The organism is Mesorhizobium sp. 131-3-5, assembly GCF_016756575.1.
GTDB classification, from domain to species: Bacteria; Pseudomonadota; Alphaproteobacteria; order Rhizobiales; family Rhizobiaceae; genus Mesorhizobium; species Mesorhizobium jarvisii.
Map to the genome: position 1 here is coordinate 320,291 of NZ_AP023254.1, position 16,144 is coordinate 336,434.

General features: G+C 64.7%; 14 protein-coding genes. 9 read left to right on the plus strand and 5 right to left on the minus strand.

Annotation, left to right across the window (positions count from 1 at the left end):
• Positions 1-45 precede the first annotated feature (45 nt).
• The 4 genes from aroA (at position 46) to JG747_RS01485 (ending at position 6,041) form a co-directional block, all read left to right on the plus strand.
• Complete coding sequence (aroA, locus tag JG747_RS01470; protein ID WP_069090822.1) at positions 46-1,404, plus strand: 3-phosphoshikimate 1-carboxyvinyltransferase; 1,359 nt, start codon at positions 46-48, stop codon at positions 1,402-1,404.
• Between the two features lie 79 nt (positions 1,405-1,483).
• On the plus strand, positions 1,484-2,134 hold the full coding sequence (gene cmk, locus JG747_RS01475) for a (d)CMP kinase (RefSeq protein WP_019862791.1): 651 nt from the start codon (positions 1,484-1,486) through the stop codon (positions 2,132-2,134).
• 209 nt (positions 2,135-2,343) lie between these two features.
• Complete coding sequence (gene rpsA, locus JG747_RS01480) at positions 2,344-4,041, plus strand: 30S ribosomal protein S1 (protein WP_010913037.1); 1,698 nt, start codon at positions 2,344-2,346, stop codon at positions 4,039-4,041.
• Positions 4,042-4,175: 134 nt separating this feature from the next.
• Positions 4,176-6,041, plus strand: a complete 1,866-nt coding sequence (locus tag JG747_RS01485; RefSeq protein WP_202361020.1) for a hypothetical protein — start codon at positions 4,176-4,178, stop codon at positions 6,039-6,041.
• Here JG747_RS01485 and JG747_RS01490 read toward each other — a convergent pair.
• From JG747_RS01490 to JG747_RS01505, 4 genes are all read right to left on the minus strand, one after another.
• A complete protein-coding gene (locus JG747_RS01490) occupies positions 6,026-6,733 on the minus strand; it encodes an SDR family NAD(P)-dependent oxidoreductase (protein ID WP_019862788.1) in 708 nt (235 codons plus the stop codon). The genes JG747_RS01485 and JG747_RS01490 overlap by 16 nt on opposite strands.
• A gap of 238 nt (positions 6,734-6,971) precedes the next feature.
• Complete coding sequence (locus JG747_RS01495; RefSeq protein WP_202361021.1) at positions 6,972-8,552, minus strand: 5-guanidino-2-oxopentanoate decarboxylase; 1,581 nt, start codon at positions 8,550-8,552, stop codon at positions 6,972-6,974.
• A gap of 92 nt (positions 8,553-8,644) precedes the next feature.
• Positions 8,645-9,295, minus strand: a complete 651-nt coding sequence (locus JG747_RS01500; RefSeq protein ID WP_202361022.1) for a TetR family transcriptional regulator C-terminal domain-containing protein — start codon at positions 9,293-9,295, stop codon at positions 8,645-8,647.
• Positions 9,292-10,164 (minus strand): dimethylarginine dimethylaminohydrolase family protein, encoded by an 873-nt coding sequence (locus tag JG747_RS01505; protein ID WP_202361023.1) that lies wholly within the window; start codon positions 10,162-10,164, stop codon positions 9,292-9,294. Before JG747_RS01505 ends, JG747_RS01500 begins: the two co-directional genes overlap by 4 nt.
• 214 nt (positions 10,165-10,378) lie before the next feature.
• Here JG747_RS01505 and JG747_RS01510 point away from each other — a divergent pair, with 214 nt between their 5' ends.
• The 5 genes from JG747_RS01510 to JG747_RS01530 all read left to right on the plus strand — a co-directional run bounded on the left by JG747_RS01510 (position 10,379) and on the right by JG747_RS01530 (position 14,876).
• On the plus strand, positions 10,379-11,194 hold the full coding sequence (locus tag JG747_RS01510; RefSeq protein WP_019862784.1) for an ABC transporter ATP-binding protein: 816 nt from the start codon (positions 10,379-10,381) through the stop codon (positions 11,192-11,194).
• Positions 11,195-11,248: 54 nt separating this feature from the next.
• A complete protein-coding gene (locus JG747_RS01515) occupies positions 11,249-12,046 on the plus strand; it encodes a transporter substrate-binding domain-containing protein (RefSeq protein WP_038651633.1) in 798 nt (265 codons plus the stop codon).
• 206 nt (positions 12,047-12,252) lie between these two features.
• The gene (locus tag JG747_RS01520; protein WP_019862781.1) at positions 12,253-12,918 is read left to right on the plus strand and encodes an ABC transporter permease; all 666 of its coding nucleotides are present in this window, start codon (positions 12,253-12,255) and stop codon (positions 12,916-12,918) included.
• Positions 12,918-13,724, plus strand: coding sequence for an ABC transporter permease (locus tag JG747_RS01525; protein WP_202361024.1), 807 nt, complete (start codon positions 12,918-12,920; stop codon positions 13,722-13,724). The genes JG747_RS01520 and JG747_RS01525 overlap by 1 nt, the downstream gene beginning before the upstream one ends.
• Before the next feature lie 150 nt (positions 13,725-13,874).
• The gene (locus tag JG747_RS01530; RefSeq protein WP_019862779.1) at positions 13,875-14,876 is read left to right on the plus strand and encodes an Ldh family oxidoreductase; all 1,002 of its coding nucleotides are present in this window, start codon (positions 13,875-13,877) and stop codon (positions 14,874-14,876) included.
• Positions 14,877-14,924: 48 nt separating this feature from the next.
• Here JG747_RS01530 and JG747_RS01535 read toward each other — a convergent pair whose 3' ends face one another.
• Positions 14,925-16,061: a DJ-1/PfpI family protein gene (locus tag JG747_RS01535; protein WP_202361025.1), complete on the minus strand. Its 1,137-nt coding sequence runs from the start codon at positions 16,059-16,061 to the stop codon at positions 14,925-14,927.
• Positions 16,062-16,144: the final 83 nt, after the last annotated feature.

Below are 16,144 nucleotides of genomic sequence, written 5' to 3' on the forward strand. Positions count from 1 at the left end.
AAATGAAAAGCGCCGGCCCGCCGGCATTCCGTCCAGGGAAATTCCATGTCTCACGCCGCCGCTGCCAAGCCGGCCACCGCCCGCAAATCTCAAGCCCTTTCCGGCACCGCGCGCGTGCCGGGCGACAAGTCGATCTCGCACCGCTCCTTCATGTTCGGCGGCCTCGCCTCCGGCGAAACCCGCATCACCGGCCTGCTCGAGGGCGAGGACGTGATGCGCACAGGCGCGGCCATGAAGGCGATGGGCGCGCATATCGAAAAGCGCGGCGCCGAATGGGTGATCCGCGGCACCGGCAACGGCGCGCTGCTGCAGCCGGAAGGTCCGCTCGACTTCGGCAATGCCGGCACCGGCTCGCGGCTCACCATGGGTCTCGTCGGCACCTATGACATGGAAACCACCTTCATCGGCGACGCCTCGCTGTCGGGCCGGCCGATGGGCCGCGTGCTGGAACCGCTGCGCCAGATGGGCGTGCAGGTGCTGAAGGCGACGCCCGGCGACCGCATGCCGATCACGCTGCATGGCCCCAAGCACGCCGCCCCGATCACCTACCGGGTGCCGATGGCCTCTGCGCAGGTGAAGTCGGCGGTATTGCTCGCCGGCCTCAACACGCCTGGCATCACCACCGTCATCGAACCGGTGATGACGCGTGACCACACCGAAAAGATGCTCAAAGGCTTCGGCGCCAATCTGTCGGTCGAGACCGACGAGCGCGGCGTGCGCCATATCTTCATCGAGGGCCAGGGCAAGCTGACCGGCCAGACGATCGCCGTGCCCGGCGACCCGTCCTCTGCCGGCTTCCCGCTGGTCGCCGCGCTGATCGTGCCGGGCTCGGACATCGTGATCGAAAACGTGCTGATGAACCCGACCCGCACCGGTCTGCTGCTGACGCTGCAGGAAATGGGCGGCCAGATCGACATCTTGAACCCACGCAATGCCGGCGGCGAGGACGTCGCCGATCTGCGCGTGCGTTATTCCGAACTCAAGGGCGTCACCGTGCCGCCGGAGCGGGCACCGTCGATGATCGACGAGTACCCGGTGCTGGCTGTCGCCGCCAGCTTCGCCGAGGGCGAGACGCTGATGCAGGGGCTGGAAGAATTGCGCGTGAAGGAATCCGACCGGCTGTCGGCCGTCGCCAACGGGCTGAAGCTCAACGGCGTCGACTGCAACGAGGGCGAGGCGTCGCTTGCCGTGCGCGGCAGGCCGGGCGGCAAGGGCCTCGGCGGCCATCCCAACGGCCTGGATACGACGGTGCAGACACATCTCGACCACCGCATCGCCATGAGCTTTCTGGTCATGGGGCTGGCGACGGAAAAGCCTGTCACCATCGACGACCAGGCGATGATCGCGACGAGCTTTCCGGAGTTCATGGGACTGATGACGGGGCTCGGGGCGGAGATCGGGTGACGGTCATGGCAACCAACAGCCGCGGCACTTTGGCAGGCGGCGAAGGATCTCGGCGCCCAACCCTTTCGTTGGCCAGCCAATGACTCACGTCTTCACCATTGCCATAGACGGCCCTGCCGGTGCAGGCAAAGGCACACTCGCCCGGCGTCTCGCCGACCACTACCGGCTGAACCTGCTCGACACCGGCCTCACCTATCGGGCGGTCGCCTATGCATTGCTTCAGCATGCGCTGCCGCTCGACAATGTCTCGGCGGCCGAGACCGCGGCGCGCCAGGTCGATATGGCAAAGCTCGACCGGGCGGTGCTGTCGGCGCATGCCATCGGCGAGGCCGCCTCGAAAGTTGCGGTGTATCCGACGGTGCGGCGCATTCTCGTGGAAAAGCAGCGCGCCTTCGCCAGGACGCCGCCGGGCGCGGTGCTGGACGGGCGCGACATCGGCACGGTCGTGTGCCCTGATGCCGACATCAAACTCTATGTGACGGCGAGCGCGGAGGTACGCGCCAAGCGCCGGCTGGCAGAGATCGAAAGCATCGGCGGCACCGCCAATTTCGCCGAAATCCTCGCCGATATCATGCGCCGCGACGAGCGCGACATGGGCCGTGCCGACTCGCCCTTGAAGCCGGCCGCCGACGCGCACTTGCTAGATACCAGCGAAATGGCTATAGAAGCCGCGTTTCTCGCGGCCATGGCGATCGTTGACGACGTGCTGGCCAGGAGAAACAACGCCTGATCCGGGTTTTCTCCCGCGTTTCCGTTGCCGGAAGCGCAGAAAATACCCATATCGGGCACGAACCAGCCTGCCAGCATTCTTCATGCGCCGGAATTGCCGCTTAAAATGCGGCCCAGGGCTTTTTTAAGTCCGGAACGCCGGCAGGCCAACGCAACGCTAACCCACGGCGCCCGTCCCGCTCAGAGATGCGGGGCACTCCAGGAGAAACAATGTCAGCTGCAAATCCCACTCGCGACGATTTCGCGAGCCTGCTCGAAGAATCATTCACTACCGGCCATTCCGGCGAAGGTCAGGTCGTCAAGGGCACGATCACCGCGATCGAAAAGGACATGGCCATCATCGACGTCGGCCTCAAGGTCGAAGGCCGCGTGCCGCTGAAGGAATTCGGCGTCAAGGGCAAGGACACCACCCTCAAGGTCGGTGACACCGTCGAAGTCTATGTCGAGCGCATCGAGAACGCGCTTGGCGAAGCGATGCTTTCCCGCGAGAAGGCCCGCCGCGAAGAGAGCTGGGTCCGTCTCGAAGAGAAGTTCACCAAGGGTGAGCGCGTCGAAGGCGTCATCTTCAACCAGGTCAAGGGCGGCTTCACCGTCGACCTCGACGGCGCCGTGGCCTTCCTGCCGCGCAGCCAGGTCGATATCCGCCCGATCCGCGACGTCTCCCCGCTGATGCACAACCCGCAGCCCTTCGAGATCCTCAAGATGGATCGCCGCCGCGGCAACATCGTGGTGTCGCGCCGCACCGTGCTCGAGGAGAGCCGCGCCGAACAGCGTTCGGAAATCGTGCAGAACCTCGAAGAAGGCCAGGTTGTCGAAGGCGTCGTCAAGAACATCACCGACTACGGTGCGTTCGTCGACCTCGGCGGCATCGACGGCCTGCTGCATGTCACCGACATGGCCTGGCGCCGCGTCAATCATCCGACCGAAATCCTCAACATCGGTCAGACGGTCAAGGTGCAGATCATCCGCATCAACCAGGAAACCCACCGTATCTCGCTCGGCATGAAGCAGCTCGAGAGCGATCCGTGGTCCGAGATCGGCACCAAGTTCCCGATCGGCAAGAAGATCAAGGGCACCGTCACCAACATCACCGACTACGGCGCGTTCGTCGAGCTGGAGCCGGGCATCGAAGGTCTCATCCACGTTTCGGAAATGTCGTGGACCAAGAAGAACGTGCATCCCGGCAAGATCCTGTCGACGACCCAGGAAGTCGACGTGGTGGTGCTCGAGGTCGATCCGGCCAAGCGCCGCATCTCGCTCGGCCTCAAGCAGACGCTCGAGAACCCGTGGGAAGCCTTCGCGCGCAACCATCCGGTCGGCAGCCAGGTCGAGGGCGAGGTCAAGAACAAGACCGAGTTCGGCCTGTTCATCGGCCTGGAAGGCGACGTGGACGGCATGGTGCACCTCTCCGACCTCGACTGGACCCGTCCGGGCGAGCAGGTCATCGAAGAGTACAATCGCGGCGACATGGTCAAGGCGCAGGTGCTCGACGTCGACATCGAGAAGGAGCGCATCTCGCTCGGCATCAAGCAGCTGGCCCGCGACACGGTCGGCGAAGCGGCGACCTCGGGCGAACTGCGCAAGAACGCCGTGGTCACCTGTGAAGTCATCGGCGTCAAGGATGGCGGTCTGGAAGTGCGGCTGGTCGACAGCGGCATCGAGACCTTCATCAAGCGCTCCGATCTGAGCCGTGACCGCGACGAGCAGCGCCCAGAGCGCTTCACCGTCGGCCAGAAGGTCGATGCCCGCGTCATCGCCTTCGACAAGAAGACCCGCAAGCTGCAGGTCTCGATCAAGGCGCTGGAAATCGCCGAAGAGAAGGAGGCGGTCGCCCAGTACGGCTCGACCGACTCCGGCGCTTCGCTGGGCGATATCCTGGGTGCCGCGCTGAAGAAGCAGGGCAACTAAGGCGTCAGCCATCGACAGCACGCCTCGCGTGCGGCCTTACAAAAAAGACCCGCCGGAGCGATCCGGCGGGTCTTTTTCTTTACGAGAACATAAACTTCATCGCGTATTTGCCGGTGGTCCAACGGAATACTTCCATGAGCACTGGCGCCAATCGTGCCGCTGCGCAGCCTTCGGGGTTGCTGCGCCTTTACACCAGCTCGCCTGTCCTGTTCTGCTTTTGCGCGATGGCGATCCTGACGACCGCTCTGTGGTCTCTGGGCTTCCAGCTCAACAATGACGCGGACGATCTCCTCAAGCTGCACGAAATCCGTACTTTGCTTGAAACGGGCAATATCTTCGACCGCACGCTGCCCGGCATCGTCCAGCCAGAGCCCTATGTCTCACACTGGCCGTGGATCGTGGACTTGCCCTACGCCGCCTTCGCGCGCCTGTTGGCGCCGTTTGCCGGCTTCGAGCCGGCTCTGACGCTGGCAAGCTTTGCCGTCCCGCTGCTGCTGTTGGCGCCCGCGCTCTATTTCTACAATCGGCTGGTGACAGCCATCGGCTTTGCCTACCCGGCCGTTGCATTGCCGTTGGCTTTGATCTTTGCCGCGCGCAGCTTTTTCGAATTCGCCCCGGGACGGATCGACTATCACAATCTGCAAATCCTGCTTCTGCTGGCGGCGCTGGTTTTGATGATGTCGCAGAACCGCCTTTCGGCCTTCGTCAACGGGCTGCTGACGGCCCTGGCAATCGCCGTCAGCGCCGAATTCGCGCCGTTCTACGCCCTGGTGATGGCGGTCTATGCCTTCGACTGGATCTTCGACCGCGAGGGCGGCCAAAACAGGATCATCGGTTTCGGGCTGGCCTTGACCGCCGGTGCAATCGGCCTGTTCGCGGCGATCGTGCCGCCTTCTGCCTATGCCGCGGTCAGATGCGACACCTATTCGACGCCGCATGTCACGGCATTGGTCGCGGCCGGGCTCTCGTTCGCCTTCGGGCCCTTGCTTGCCGGCCGGCGTGTAGGGTGGCCGATGCGAACAGCAATCCTACTGGTGTTCGCGGCGGCCAGCGCGGCGGTGCTGGCGGGGTTGTTCCCGCAATGCCTGGCCAGCCCCTATGCCTCGATCGACGCCTATGTCCGCGACAACATGATCAACAGAATTCTCCAGGAATTGAGCCTGTTTCGGCGACCTGATGTCGTCCTGTCGACGGGTTTTCTCAGCATGGCGCTGCTGTTTATCGGCGCGCTCGCGCCAGCCGTGATCTGCGCCAGGCCGGAAGGTCGAAGCCGGCCTGTCGTCATATTGGCGCTGTTCTCGCTGCTCTCGCTGGCGCTTGCGATCGGTTATGTCCGCTACTACCGCTACCTGCCGATCTTCTCCGGCATCGGCCTCATCTTCGCCCTGGCGAGCCTCCTGCCGAGTGCGGGGCTGGGTCGCTATTTGAAATCTCCGGCGCCGGCGGCATCGCACAGATACGCATTGATCCTGCCCGGTCTGGTTTTGTCCGGAGCAATGGCGCTGTACCACCTGTCGGTAAAACCGGCGCAAGCGGCGGTTCCCGCCGCCGAACTCGCCGACGGCTGCTATTACAGCCCTTTTGAACCGGAACAGGGTTGGCCCTCTGGCGCCGTCGTTCTTTCTCCCCCGCTGATCGGCTCACGTTTCGTCGCCCTCGCCGAAGGTCCGAAGGTGGTGACGATCCCCAACCATCCATCGGCCAAGGGCATCGAGCGCAGCTATCGTTTCCTCGATCCGGCGACCGCCGACCCCCGCGCGATACTCGATGCGTCCAAGGCAACGCATGTCGCGATTTGCGCCTGGCGAGGCCCGCCATTGCCGGGACTGGAAGCCGCCTATCCATTCGCGGCGGGCCTGATTGAAGGCCGGCCGCCGGCATGGTTGCGGGAGTGCCCGACGAAAGCTTCATCGCCGCTGCGCATCTACAGCTATCGCAATGCCGATGGATCGGATGCCGCGTGCCCGACTTCGACGCTCGCCGCTCAGGCCCGGCCGTAGAGCGGCACCAGCGTTCCGCTCATCGCCTGGTTGGCCGGCGAGGCGAGATAGGCGATGGCTTCGGCCGCTGCTTCCAGGCTGACCCATTTGCTGAAATCGGCGTCCGGCATGTCGGCGCGGTTTGCCGGCGTGTCGAGCGTCGACGGGGCCACGGCATTGACCAGGATGCCCTTGGCCTTGAGTTCTTCGGCCATCGCCACCGTCATGGCCGCGACCGCCGCCTTGCTGGCGGTGTAGGCGACCATGCCGGCGCCGCGCCTGGGGTCGAGCCCGGCGCGCGCGGTGACGTTGACGATGCGGCCTGATGTGCCCGACGCCAGCATCGATCGGATCGCCGCGCGGCTGCACAGGAAGGTAGTGCGGGCGTTGGTGTCCATCATCTCGGCAAAGGATGCCGATTCGATCTTTTCCACCGGCGCCATGGTGAAGCCGCCGGCGAGATGGATCGATCCCCACAAGGCAGGAACCTGGGCATAGAAGGCTTCGACCTTGGCGGAGTCCGACAGGTCGACATTGTGCGCCAGCTTGACGTTGTCGTGGGCGGTGAAAGGAAATTGCTGGGGTGCCGCGGCGTGTGCGTTCGGCACGTGGCAGATGGCGCCCTGTTCCAGCAGCCGGCCAACCACCGCACCGCCGAGAGCGCCGGTCCCACCGGTCACAACGATATGCCTGCCTTGAAGTGTTTCCGTCATCCTGGACCGCTCCTGTCGTGTTTTTATGATTGTGTCGCTTGTTGTGCCGCCCCGACGCGAAGCGTCGCGCCTTTCGGGCGATCACTCAATTGATATCTCGACATGGCAGCCGTCGCGTCTTTGCATGCGTCACAACGCATATTATGGCAATAGCGTCAGCCATGCGGCCGTTGCGGTACAACAGGCGAGCCGACGAATGGTCCGATGCAGACGAGAGATCAACGCTGGGCTGAAGCCTTCAATCGACGGTGATTTCGATGACGCAAGGCAATCCGGTTGCCCGGGCGCGCTTCAGGGCCTGCGGCAAGGCGCCGATATCGGCGAGCCGTTCTGCTGATATGCCATAGGCTTCGGCCAGCTTGCAGAAATCCGGCGGCGCCGGCGAGACCCCGACGGGCTCGACGCCGACATCGAGCATCGAGGTCTCGATCTCGCGATAGCCCCTGTTGTTCCAGACCACGAAGATGACCGGCGCCTTTGCATCGAGCGCCGCGCCAAGTTCGGGTAAGGTGAACTGGAAGCCGCCATCGCCGGTCAGGCAGACAACCGGCGCATCGGGCACGGCAAGTGCGGCGCCGATTGCCGCCGGCGGACCGTAGCCAAGCGCGCCGAAGCCGGTGGCGGCGTTGAACCAGCCGCCCGGCCGGTCGTGATCATAGTAGAGGTTGGCGGCGTAGACCGGCTGCGTCGAATCGCCGACGACGATGGCCCCCGGCAAGGCATCGCGGATCATTTCCACGGCATGCACCTGCGCCATATAGGCCGGGCTCAGCTCGGCGGATGCCGCCTTGCGTGCGGCGGCGGCGCGCACCTCGCCGTCCGGCGCGGCAGGATGAGCGGGGCCGATCGCGGCGAGCAAGGCTTCAATCGCCTCGGCGCAGTCGGCCTGGATGCCGACCGTCACCGGGCGGCGTGCGAGCTGGTCGGCGCCGATGTCGATGCGAATCAGGTTGGAAGGCAGCACAAAGCCGCCGTCGCCATAGCCGTCATAGTCGGTCGGGCCGAATTCGGTGCCGGCGGCAATCACCAGATCGGCCTCGGCCATCAGCGCCCGAACCGCCCTCAGGCTTGGGCTTGCCGGCACGCAGAGCGGGTGGCGGTGCAGCAGGCCGCGCGCATTGGTGGTCTCGACGACCGGCGCGCCCAGTGTCTCGGCCAGGCGCCGCAGCGCCATCTCGGCCCGCTTGGCGCCGCCTCCGGCCAGGATCAGCGGGCGGCGCGCGGCGGCGATGAGTTTGGCAGCACTGGCAATGGCCGCGCCATCCGGTGCCGGCGGTGCCGCATTGCTCAACAACGCCGAAATGTCGTCGCCCGGCTCGACCATGACATCGGTCGGGATCTCGATGTGCACCGGACCCGGCCGCGACGATGAAAACAGCGCGAAGGCCTGCGCCAGCGCGTCAGGCAATTCGCTTGCCTCGGTGACGCGCCGCGACAACAGCGCCACCTTTTCCATCATGCCGCGCTGGTCCGGGAGCTCATGCAGGAAGCCCAGCCCCTTGCCCAGCGTCGGCATTGCGTTGACGCCTGATATGACCAGCATCGGCACCGAATCGGCGCGCGCCTGGCCCATGGCGGTGATGGTGTTGGTCAGCCCCGGTCCGGTGATGACGAAGGCGACCCCTGGTCTGCCGCTGGCTCGGGCATAGCCGTCGGCCATGAAGCCGGCGCCCTGTTCATGGCGCGGCGTGACATGGCGGATCTTCGAGCGCGCCAGGCCACGGTAGAGCTCGACCGTGTGGACGCCGGGAATGCCGAAGACGGTATCGACGCCGTGCGCTTCGAGCAGCATGATCAGGGCTTCGCCTAGTGTTGTCATTGATTGTCTTCCCTTAGAGCCGATCACTGTTCGGAAACAGTGATCGGCTCGGTCCTTTGTTTTCAACGCAATTCCGGACGGAAAACCGCATCTCACTTTTCCTGGAATTGCTTTAGCGGCGCGAGGCCCAGTTCGGCCTCGACAGTCTTGATGCCGATCGCCGCCAATTCGCCGGGCGAGAACATCTCGCCGGCCAGGCAGCCTTCTATCCAGAGCCCGTCGATGATTGCATTGATCGCGATGGCATGGTGGCGCAACTGGCTTGCGTCCGGCTCGCGCCGTTCGGCGGCGAGCACCTCGGCCACAACGGCTTCCACCTCGTTGCGAAAGCCAAGGTAGCCTTCGCGGTGGGCGCGAGCCAGGCTTGGATCCGCACCGGCGCGGCCGATGAAGGTTGCCCAGAGCGAAAACACTCGCGCGTCGATGATCGGCACGTTGAGGTTGGCGGTAACGAAAGCCGCAAGGCGCTGGCGCGGCGAGGCATCTTGCATGGCCAACGCCGCTTTCGCCTGCTCGGTCATGCGGCCCATGAGGGCAGCATAGGCTTCCTGCAGCAATTCTTCCTTGCCGGGAAAATAGTGCCGGATCAGCCCGGCGGTGACGCCGGCGCGCAATGCGATGGTGCGCAAGGTGGCGCCCTGCAGACCACGTTCCGCCACGCTGTCCAGAGTTGCCTCGATCAAATCCTGCCGCCGCCGCTCCTCGCCCTCGCGACGGAACCTGCGGCGGGATGGCGTATTCATTGGCGCAGAATCGGCCGCGTCAGGCATGTCGGCCCGCCTTCACAGGCGATGCAGAGCGCATCGGCCTCGAAGATTTCGACCGTGCAGCCGGCGGCTTCCATCGCGGCCTTGGTCTTTGGAAAGCCTGCGACGGCAATGAGCTGGAGCGGATTGGTCGGCAGCACGTTCAGGCTGAGGCCGTTGGAAGCCGCGAACTCTTCGGCATCGCCTTCGACCAGACGGATGCCGCGCGCCTTCAGCATCTGATAGAACGGGGCCGGCAAAAGCGGTGAATAGACCAAAGCAAGGTCATCGGCCAGCGGGCTGATCACCGACATCAGATGCAGGCAGGCCTCTTCGCCCTGCCACAACGGAAGGTCAAAGCCGTAGACCGATACGCCCAGCGGCGTCAGCAGGTTGGAGATCTGCTGGATGCCTTCCTGGTTGGAACGGACACCGCGCCCGATCACTAGCGTGCGCGCATCCAGCCAGACACAGTCACCGCCTTCGACCTGGCCTGGGGCCTCGACGCGGCCGAGGATCGGAATGCCCAGTCTCCTGTAGGTCTCCTCATGCAGCGAAGGCTCCCGGGCGCGCAACGGCTTGCCCATGGACAGAATCAGTGCGCCGCGGTTGGTCATCAGCGATGGGTCGTGCGTGAACACCGAGTCCGAAAGTCCGTCGGCCTTGTCCTCGATCCATTCGATTTCGGCGCCGGAGGCCGCCACCAGTTCAGCAAGGGCCGCGTGTTGCGATGCCGCTTTCGCTGGATTGAATCCCGGGCCATAGTGCCAGGCGGCTCTGTCGGCGTCGCGCATCGCGTTGGCCGCCGACCGCATCAGCACGCGTCGCAGCGGCGCTGCCATGGATTGTGATCCGAAAGCGCTCATCGAAGCCCTTTTTTTGCTGAAAAAAACCGAGAAAATTTCATGGAGGGCTATTTATACACTTGCGCAACAAGCTCGCAAGTGCCGTAATGGGCGGGATTGACGGGCTCGCGCCGTTGGGTCCATGCTGAAATCTGGAGCGGGGCAGTACAGCGTATATGTTGATTGGCCGGATAGACGTTCGACGAACTGCCGCCGACGATGCAGAGGCCAGCCGGTGAGCGCGGTGGAAGCTGCCGCAGTCTCATCCGGCAAGGCGCAGAGTGGCGCTGCCGAAGCAATCCATGTCGAAAACCTGCACAAGAAATTCGGCCAGCTGCATGTGCTGAAGGGCGTGTCGCTGTCGGCGCGCGATGGCGAGGTGATCGCCATCATCGGCGGCTCGGGCTCGGGCAAATCGACGCTGCTGCGCTGCATCAACTGCCTGGAAAATCCGACCAGCGGCATCATCCGTGTCAATGGCGAGGAGATCAAGCTCAAGGCGGACAGCCATGGCCACACCGTTCCGGCCGACCGCAGGCAGATCGAGCGCATCCGCTCCAAGCTCGGCATGGTGTTCCAGAACTTCAACCTGTGGAGCCACATGACGCTGATCGAAAACGTCATCGAGGTTCCCGTGCATGTGCTCGGCGTCAAGCGCGACGAGGCGATCGCCCAGGCCGAAAAACTGCTGGCGCGCGTCGGGCTTGCCGAAAAGCGCGACGTCTATCCGGCCTATCTTTCAGGCGGCCAGCAGCAGCGCGCCGCAATTGCCCGCGCGCTCGCCATCAATCCGCGCGTCATGCTGTTCGACGAGCCGACCTCGGCGCTCGACCCCGAACTGGTCGGCGAGGTGCTGAAGGTTATCGGCGATCTGGCGCGCGAAGGCCGCACCATGGTGCTGGTCACCCATGAGATGAAGTTCGCCCGCGAGGTCGCGACCCATGTCGTCTATCTCTACAACGGGCTCGTCGAGGAAGAAGGCCCGCCGGAGCAGATCTTCGGCGCGCCGAAATCCGAAAGGCTCAAGCAGTTCATCCGCAACATCGGCTAGGGACAGGCCGAGACGGAAGAAAACCGGGAACCAACAACAAACTGGGAGTTTGAAATGAAGACTGTTCTGAAGACATTCGCCGCGGCACTGCTGCTCGGCGTCGCCGCCATGGGCGTGGCCAAGGCCGATCCGGTCAAGATCGGCGTCGCCGCCGAGCCCTATCCGCCCTTCACCTCGCCGGATGCCTCGGGAAAATGGGTCGGCTGGGAAATCGACTTCATCGACGCCGTGTGCGCCGAGGAGAAACTCGACTGCGTCATCACGCCTGTTGCCTGGGACGGTATCATCCCGGCGCTGACCACCAAGAAGATCGACCTCATCGTCTCGTCGATGTCGATCACCGACGAGCGCAAGAAGACGATCGACTTCTCGGACAAGTACTACAACACGCCGACGGCGATTATCGGACCGAAGGACCAGAAGTTCGGCGCCACGCCTGACGACCTGAAGGGCAAGGTGGTCGGCGTCCAGGTGTCGACCGTGCACGCCGTCTACGCCAAGAAGCACTTCGGCTCCACGGCTTCCGAAATCAAGGAATACCAGACCCAGGACGAAGCCAACCAGGATCTCGCCGCCGGCCGCCTCGATGCGGTGCAGGCCGATTCCATCGCGCTTGGCGAATTCCTCAAGTCCGACCAGGGCAAGGCCTGCTGCGACCTGAAGGGCATGGTGGCTCCGGACGACGAGGTGCTTGGACCGGGCGTCGGCGCCGGCGTGCGCAAGGAAGACACCGACCTGAAGGGAAAGATCAACGCCGGCATCAAGGCGATCCGCTCCAACGGCAAGTACGACGAGATCTCGAAGAAGTACTTCGATTTCGACATTTACGGCGGCTCGACGCAGTCGAACTGACGCCCCTCCGCATGAGCCGGAGGGCATGACGCCAACGTCGTGCCCTCCGCCCTATCCTTCCCACGCATGCCTGCCGCCGGCCGCTGGCGTCGGCAGAGAGAGCCAGCAATCCGGGGGCAAAGCTGATCGACGCGCTTCTTCCGGCCTCGGCGGCCGGTATCATCGAACTCCTCTCGCCCGCGCCCGTCGGCTGGGGCGGCACACTCATGCTCGGGCTGTTGCATTCGCTCGAGATTGCCGTCGGCGCCACGATCGTCGGCCTGCTCATCGGGATCTGCGGCGCCTATGGCAAGCTCTATGGCGGGCCTGTGGTGCGCGACCTGCTCGCGGTCTACACCACCGTGGTGCGCGCCGTGCCGGAACTGGTGCTGATCCTGCTGCTCTACTATGCCGGCACCGACCTGATCAACCAGGTGCTGACCGCGATCGGTTACCAGCGTGTCGATATTAGCGGGTTGGTGGCCGGCATAGCCGTGCTCGGCTTCTGCCAGGGCGCCTATTCGACGGAGGTCATGCGCGGCGCGATCCTGGCCATCCCGCAGGGCCAGATCGAAGCCGCCCGCGCCTTCGGCATGTCTCCCGGCCTTCTCTTGCGGCGCATCACGTTGCCGGCGATGCTGCCCTTTGCCATTCCGGGTCTCGCCAATCTGTGGCTGATCGCGACGAAGGACACCGCGCTGCTGGCCGTCGTCGGCTTCTTCGAGCTGACGCTGGCGACTCGGCAGGCAGCAGGCGTCACCAAGGCCTATCTGATATTCTATCTCGCCGCCGGCGTTCTCTATCTGGCGGTGACGCTGTTTTCGAACTTCCTGCTTGGCCGCGCCGAGAAATGGGCGCGGCGGGGCATGCCTTCGGTCAAGGAGGCACGCTGATGGCGGGCGAAGCGGCCATCAACACGGCGGCGCGCGCCTCGCTCTGGCTGCAGCCGCACCGCATCGTCCTCATCCTGATCGCGCTGGGGCTGGTGCTGTCGGCCGCCTTTTTCATGCGCTGGGACTGGCTGCCGCAATATTGGGAAATGGGCCTGATGGGCATCTGGCGGGCCCTGTGGATCCTGGCCGTCACCTGCGCGCTCGGCTTCCTGATCGCCGTGCCGGTCGGGCTGGCGCAGGCCGCCGGTTCAATCTGGGTCGCGGCGCCGGCGAAAATCTTCTGCACCATCATCCGCGGCACGCCGCTGCTTCTGCAACTGTGGCTGCTCTATTACGGGCTGGGCTCGCTGTTCCCGCAATATCCATGGATCCGCGACTCCTGGATGTGGCCCTATCTGAGGCAGGCATGGCCGTACGGCGTTCTGGCTCTCACCCTGTCCTTCGCCGGTTACGAGGGCGAAGTGATGCGCGGCGCCTTTGCCGGCGTGCCCAAGGGACAGTTGGAAGCCGCCCGCGCCTTCGGCATGAGCCGCTGGAAGATCCTCCGGCGCATCTGGCTGCCGCAGGCCTTCTACCGGGCGCTGCCGACGTTGACCGGCGAGACCGTGCTGCAGTTGAAGTCGACGCCGCTGGTGGCGACGATCAGCGTGATCGATATCTTCGCCGTCGCAGGTAAGGTGCGGCAGGACACCTACCTCACCTACGAGCCCTTGCTGCTGCTGGCGTTGATCTATATGGCGATCACCGGCATTCTGGTCCTGGCTCTCAGCCGGATCGAGGCGCGGATTCCGGTCAAGGTCGGCTAGAGGCGCACCGATCGCGCAGACGGCAACGATGGAGATATCCGCCGCTTTTCTTGCAGGTGCGGACGATTTTCAACACAAACGCCGGCTCATCTGCTGCTAGGCACAGACCAGACAACGCAACCAGATTCCCGCAACCCCAGGACAGCCATAATGCAACTCAGTCTCGACCAGGCAAGAGGACTGTGCCGGATGGCGGCACTCGGCGCCGGCGCCAATGAGGAAGCGGCGCAGTCGCTCACCGCCTCGATCATCGCCGCCGAGGCGGAAGGGCTTTCGACCGTCGGCCTGTCGCATTTCATCGACTATCTCGAAGCGCTGGAAGCCGGGCGCATCGACGGCAATGCCGATCCGGTGATCACAAGGCCGGCGCTGGCCGTCTATCTCTGCGATGCACGGGGCGGGCTGGCGCATACCGGCTTCGACCGGACGATCGACGATCTTGCCAAGGCGGCAAAATTGTTCGGCGTCGCCATCTTCTCGCAGAAGAACGCCTATACGTGCGGCGCGCTCGGCTATTTCACCGGCAGGCTGGCGGCACAGGGGCTAGTGTCCTTCGCCGCGACCAACGGCCCGGCGGTGCTTGCCGGGTCGGGCTCGGTCAAGCCGGTCTATTGCACCAATCCGATGTCGTTTGCCGCGCCCGCCGCCGACGGCGCGCCTCTGGTCATCGACCAGTCATCGAGCGCCACTGCCTTCGTCAACATCCGCAAGGCGGCCGAAGACGGCAAGAAAATCCCCGAAGGCTGGGCGCTGGACGCCAGCGGCAATCCGACCACCGACCCGGCCGCCGCAATGAAGGGCGCCATGCTTGCCTTTGGCGGCCAGCGCGGCGCCAACATCGCGCTGATGGTCGAAGTGTTGGCTGCGGGCATTTCCGGGGCCAACTGGTCGCTCGATGCGCCCTGGTTCACCGGCGGGCCCGACAGCCCCGGCACCGGCCTGTTCGTGCTGGCTATCGAGCCCAAGCTGCTCGATCCGGATTTCGAACAGCGCATGAAGGACCAGCTCGACCGCCTGCGCCGCCGCTTCGGCGTGCATGTGCCGGGCCGCGCCCGGGCGGAAGCCGCCGAGAAGGCGCAGGCGCGCGGCATCACCGCGCCCAAGGCGGTGGTGCAGCGCATTTCCGAATTCGCCGAGCGCTATTCGGCCTGAATTGCGGCGGACGAACGCCGGCCGGTGCCGGGCCTTAGACAGTGCCTTTCACCGGGGATATTCGAGCTGCATGGCGACGAAGTCGGCCGTGCGTGCACCGTGGCGCGCCGAGATGTCTTGCAGCGCCTGGTCAAGCGCCCTCGCCGGCCGCGGATCGGCCATTGCCGGAACCAACCGGTCGACCGGCCAGCCGGTGGCGATCTGGTCAGGCAAGATACGCAAGCCGTCGCGGCTGACGATCGCGCCGTCCTTGCCGGCGAATGTGACCGCGCCGGAGCGAAAGGTTCGCGACCAGGCATCGGCGACCAGCGCCAGCGACACCTCATCCACGCCTGATGTCAGCGGGATGCCGAGCTGCTCATGATCCAGCACGGCAAGCGCGTTGCCGATCGCCGTCAGCGCGAACGGGCGGGTGAACTTGAAGACGCCGCTGTCGTGCCGCGCATCCCAGTGCGCCAGGCCCAGATCACGGCCGACGGCTTCGGCCTTGTCCCGGCCGGCGATGGCCTCGATCAGGGTCAGCATCATCGGCATCGATGCGGTGATCCCCGTTGTCGTCGCGACACCCTGATCGACGACGAAGCGCCGGTCGGCGACATAGTGAATCGCAGGATGTTTCTCGCGGAGCTCGCCGACGGAATACCAATGGGTCGTCGCCCGCTTACCGTCGAGCAACCCGCTGGCACCGACCACCTTGGCGCCGGCGCAGATGCCGATCACCATGGCGCCCTTGGCTGCCTGGCTCTTGATCCATTTCAGCACCTCGGCGTCGTCGTCGCGCATCATGGCCGGGACGATGACGTAGTCGGCGCCGTCCGGATGCTCGGCGTCGAATGCCGCTGTCGTCGCATCGGGCTCGATCTGCAAGGCCGGGTGCAATCTCATCGGTCCGGGCTGCGTCGCCAGCGCCACGACATCGGCGACATCGGCGCGCCGCAGGATGCCGTAGGGCATGAGATAGTCGGTGGTTTCGGTGCCGTCGTTGATGCCTACGATGGCGATCAGGGGACGCTGGCGCTTCGGCGGCTTCAATGCCGCAAGCGTCGCGGCGGCCTCCTTGGCATCGATTGCCGGCTGAACGGCAGCCTGGGACGCCGCCGGCAGCGACAGCAGCCATGCGGCACCCAATGCGAGGACAGCCGCCACGACGCCGAGACCACTCCACAGCATGATACGCAAATTCATGACCCAGTCCTTTCAATCGAAACGCTTGACCATCAACCTAGCTGCGGTAGGTTTTGTCCGAAATGACGTATATCGCGCAAAAA

Coding starts and splice junctions, on each gene's coding strand:
- JG747_RS01495 (WP_202361021.1), bottom strand. CDS start 8,552: ATGACAACACTAGGCGAAGCCCTGATCATGCTGCTCGAAGCGCACGGC.
- aroA (WP_069090822.1), top strand. CDS start 46: ATGTCTCACGCCGCCGCTGCCAAGCCGGCCACCGCCCGCAAATCTCAA.
- JG747_RS01505 (WP_202361023.1), bottom strand. CDS start 10,164: ATGAGCGCTTTCGGATCACAATCCATGGCAGCGCCGCTGCGACGCGTG.
- JG747_RS01530 (WP_019862779.1), top strand. CDS start 13,875: ATGCAACTCAGTCTCGACCAGGCAAGAGGACTGTGCCGGATGGCGGCA.
- JG747_RS01500 (WP_202361022.1), bottom strand. CDS start 9,295: ATGAATACGCCATCCCGCCGCAGGTTCCGTCGCGAGGGCGAGGAGCGG.
- cmk (WP_019862791.1), top strand. CDS start 1,484: ATGACTCACGTCTTCACCATTGCCATAGACGGCCCTGCCGGTGCAGGC.
- rpsA (WP_010913037.1), top strand. CDS start 2,344: ATGTCAGCTGCAAATCCCACTCGCGACGATTTCGCGAGCCTGCTCGAA.
- JG747_RS01525 (WP_202361024.1), top strand. CDS start 12,918: ATGGCGGGCGAAGCGGCCATCAACACGGCGGCGCGCGCCTCGCTCTGG.
- JG747_RS01520 (WP_019862781.1), top strand. CDS start 12,253: ATGCTCGGGCTGTTGCATTCGCTCGAGATTGCCGTCGGCGCCACGATC.
- JG747_RS01485 (WP_202361020.1), top strand. CDS start 4,176: ATGAGCACTGGCGCCAATCGTGCCGCTGCGCAGCCTTCGGGGTTGCTG.
- JG747_RS01490 (WP_019862788.1), bottom strand. CDS start 6,733: ATGACGGAAACACTTCAAGGCAGGCATATCGTTGTGACCGGTGGGACC.
- JG747_RS01535 (WP_202361025.1), bottom strand. CDS start 16,061: ATGAATTTGCGTATCATGCTGTGGAGTGGTCTCGGCGTCGTGGCGGCT.
- JG747_RS01515 (WP_038651633.1), top strand. CDS start 11,249: ATGAAGACTGTTCTGAAGACATTCGCCGCGGCACTGCTGCTCGGCGTC.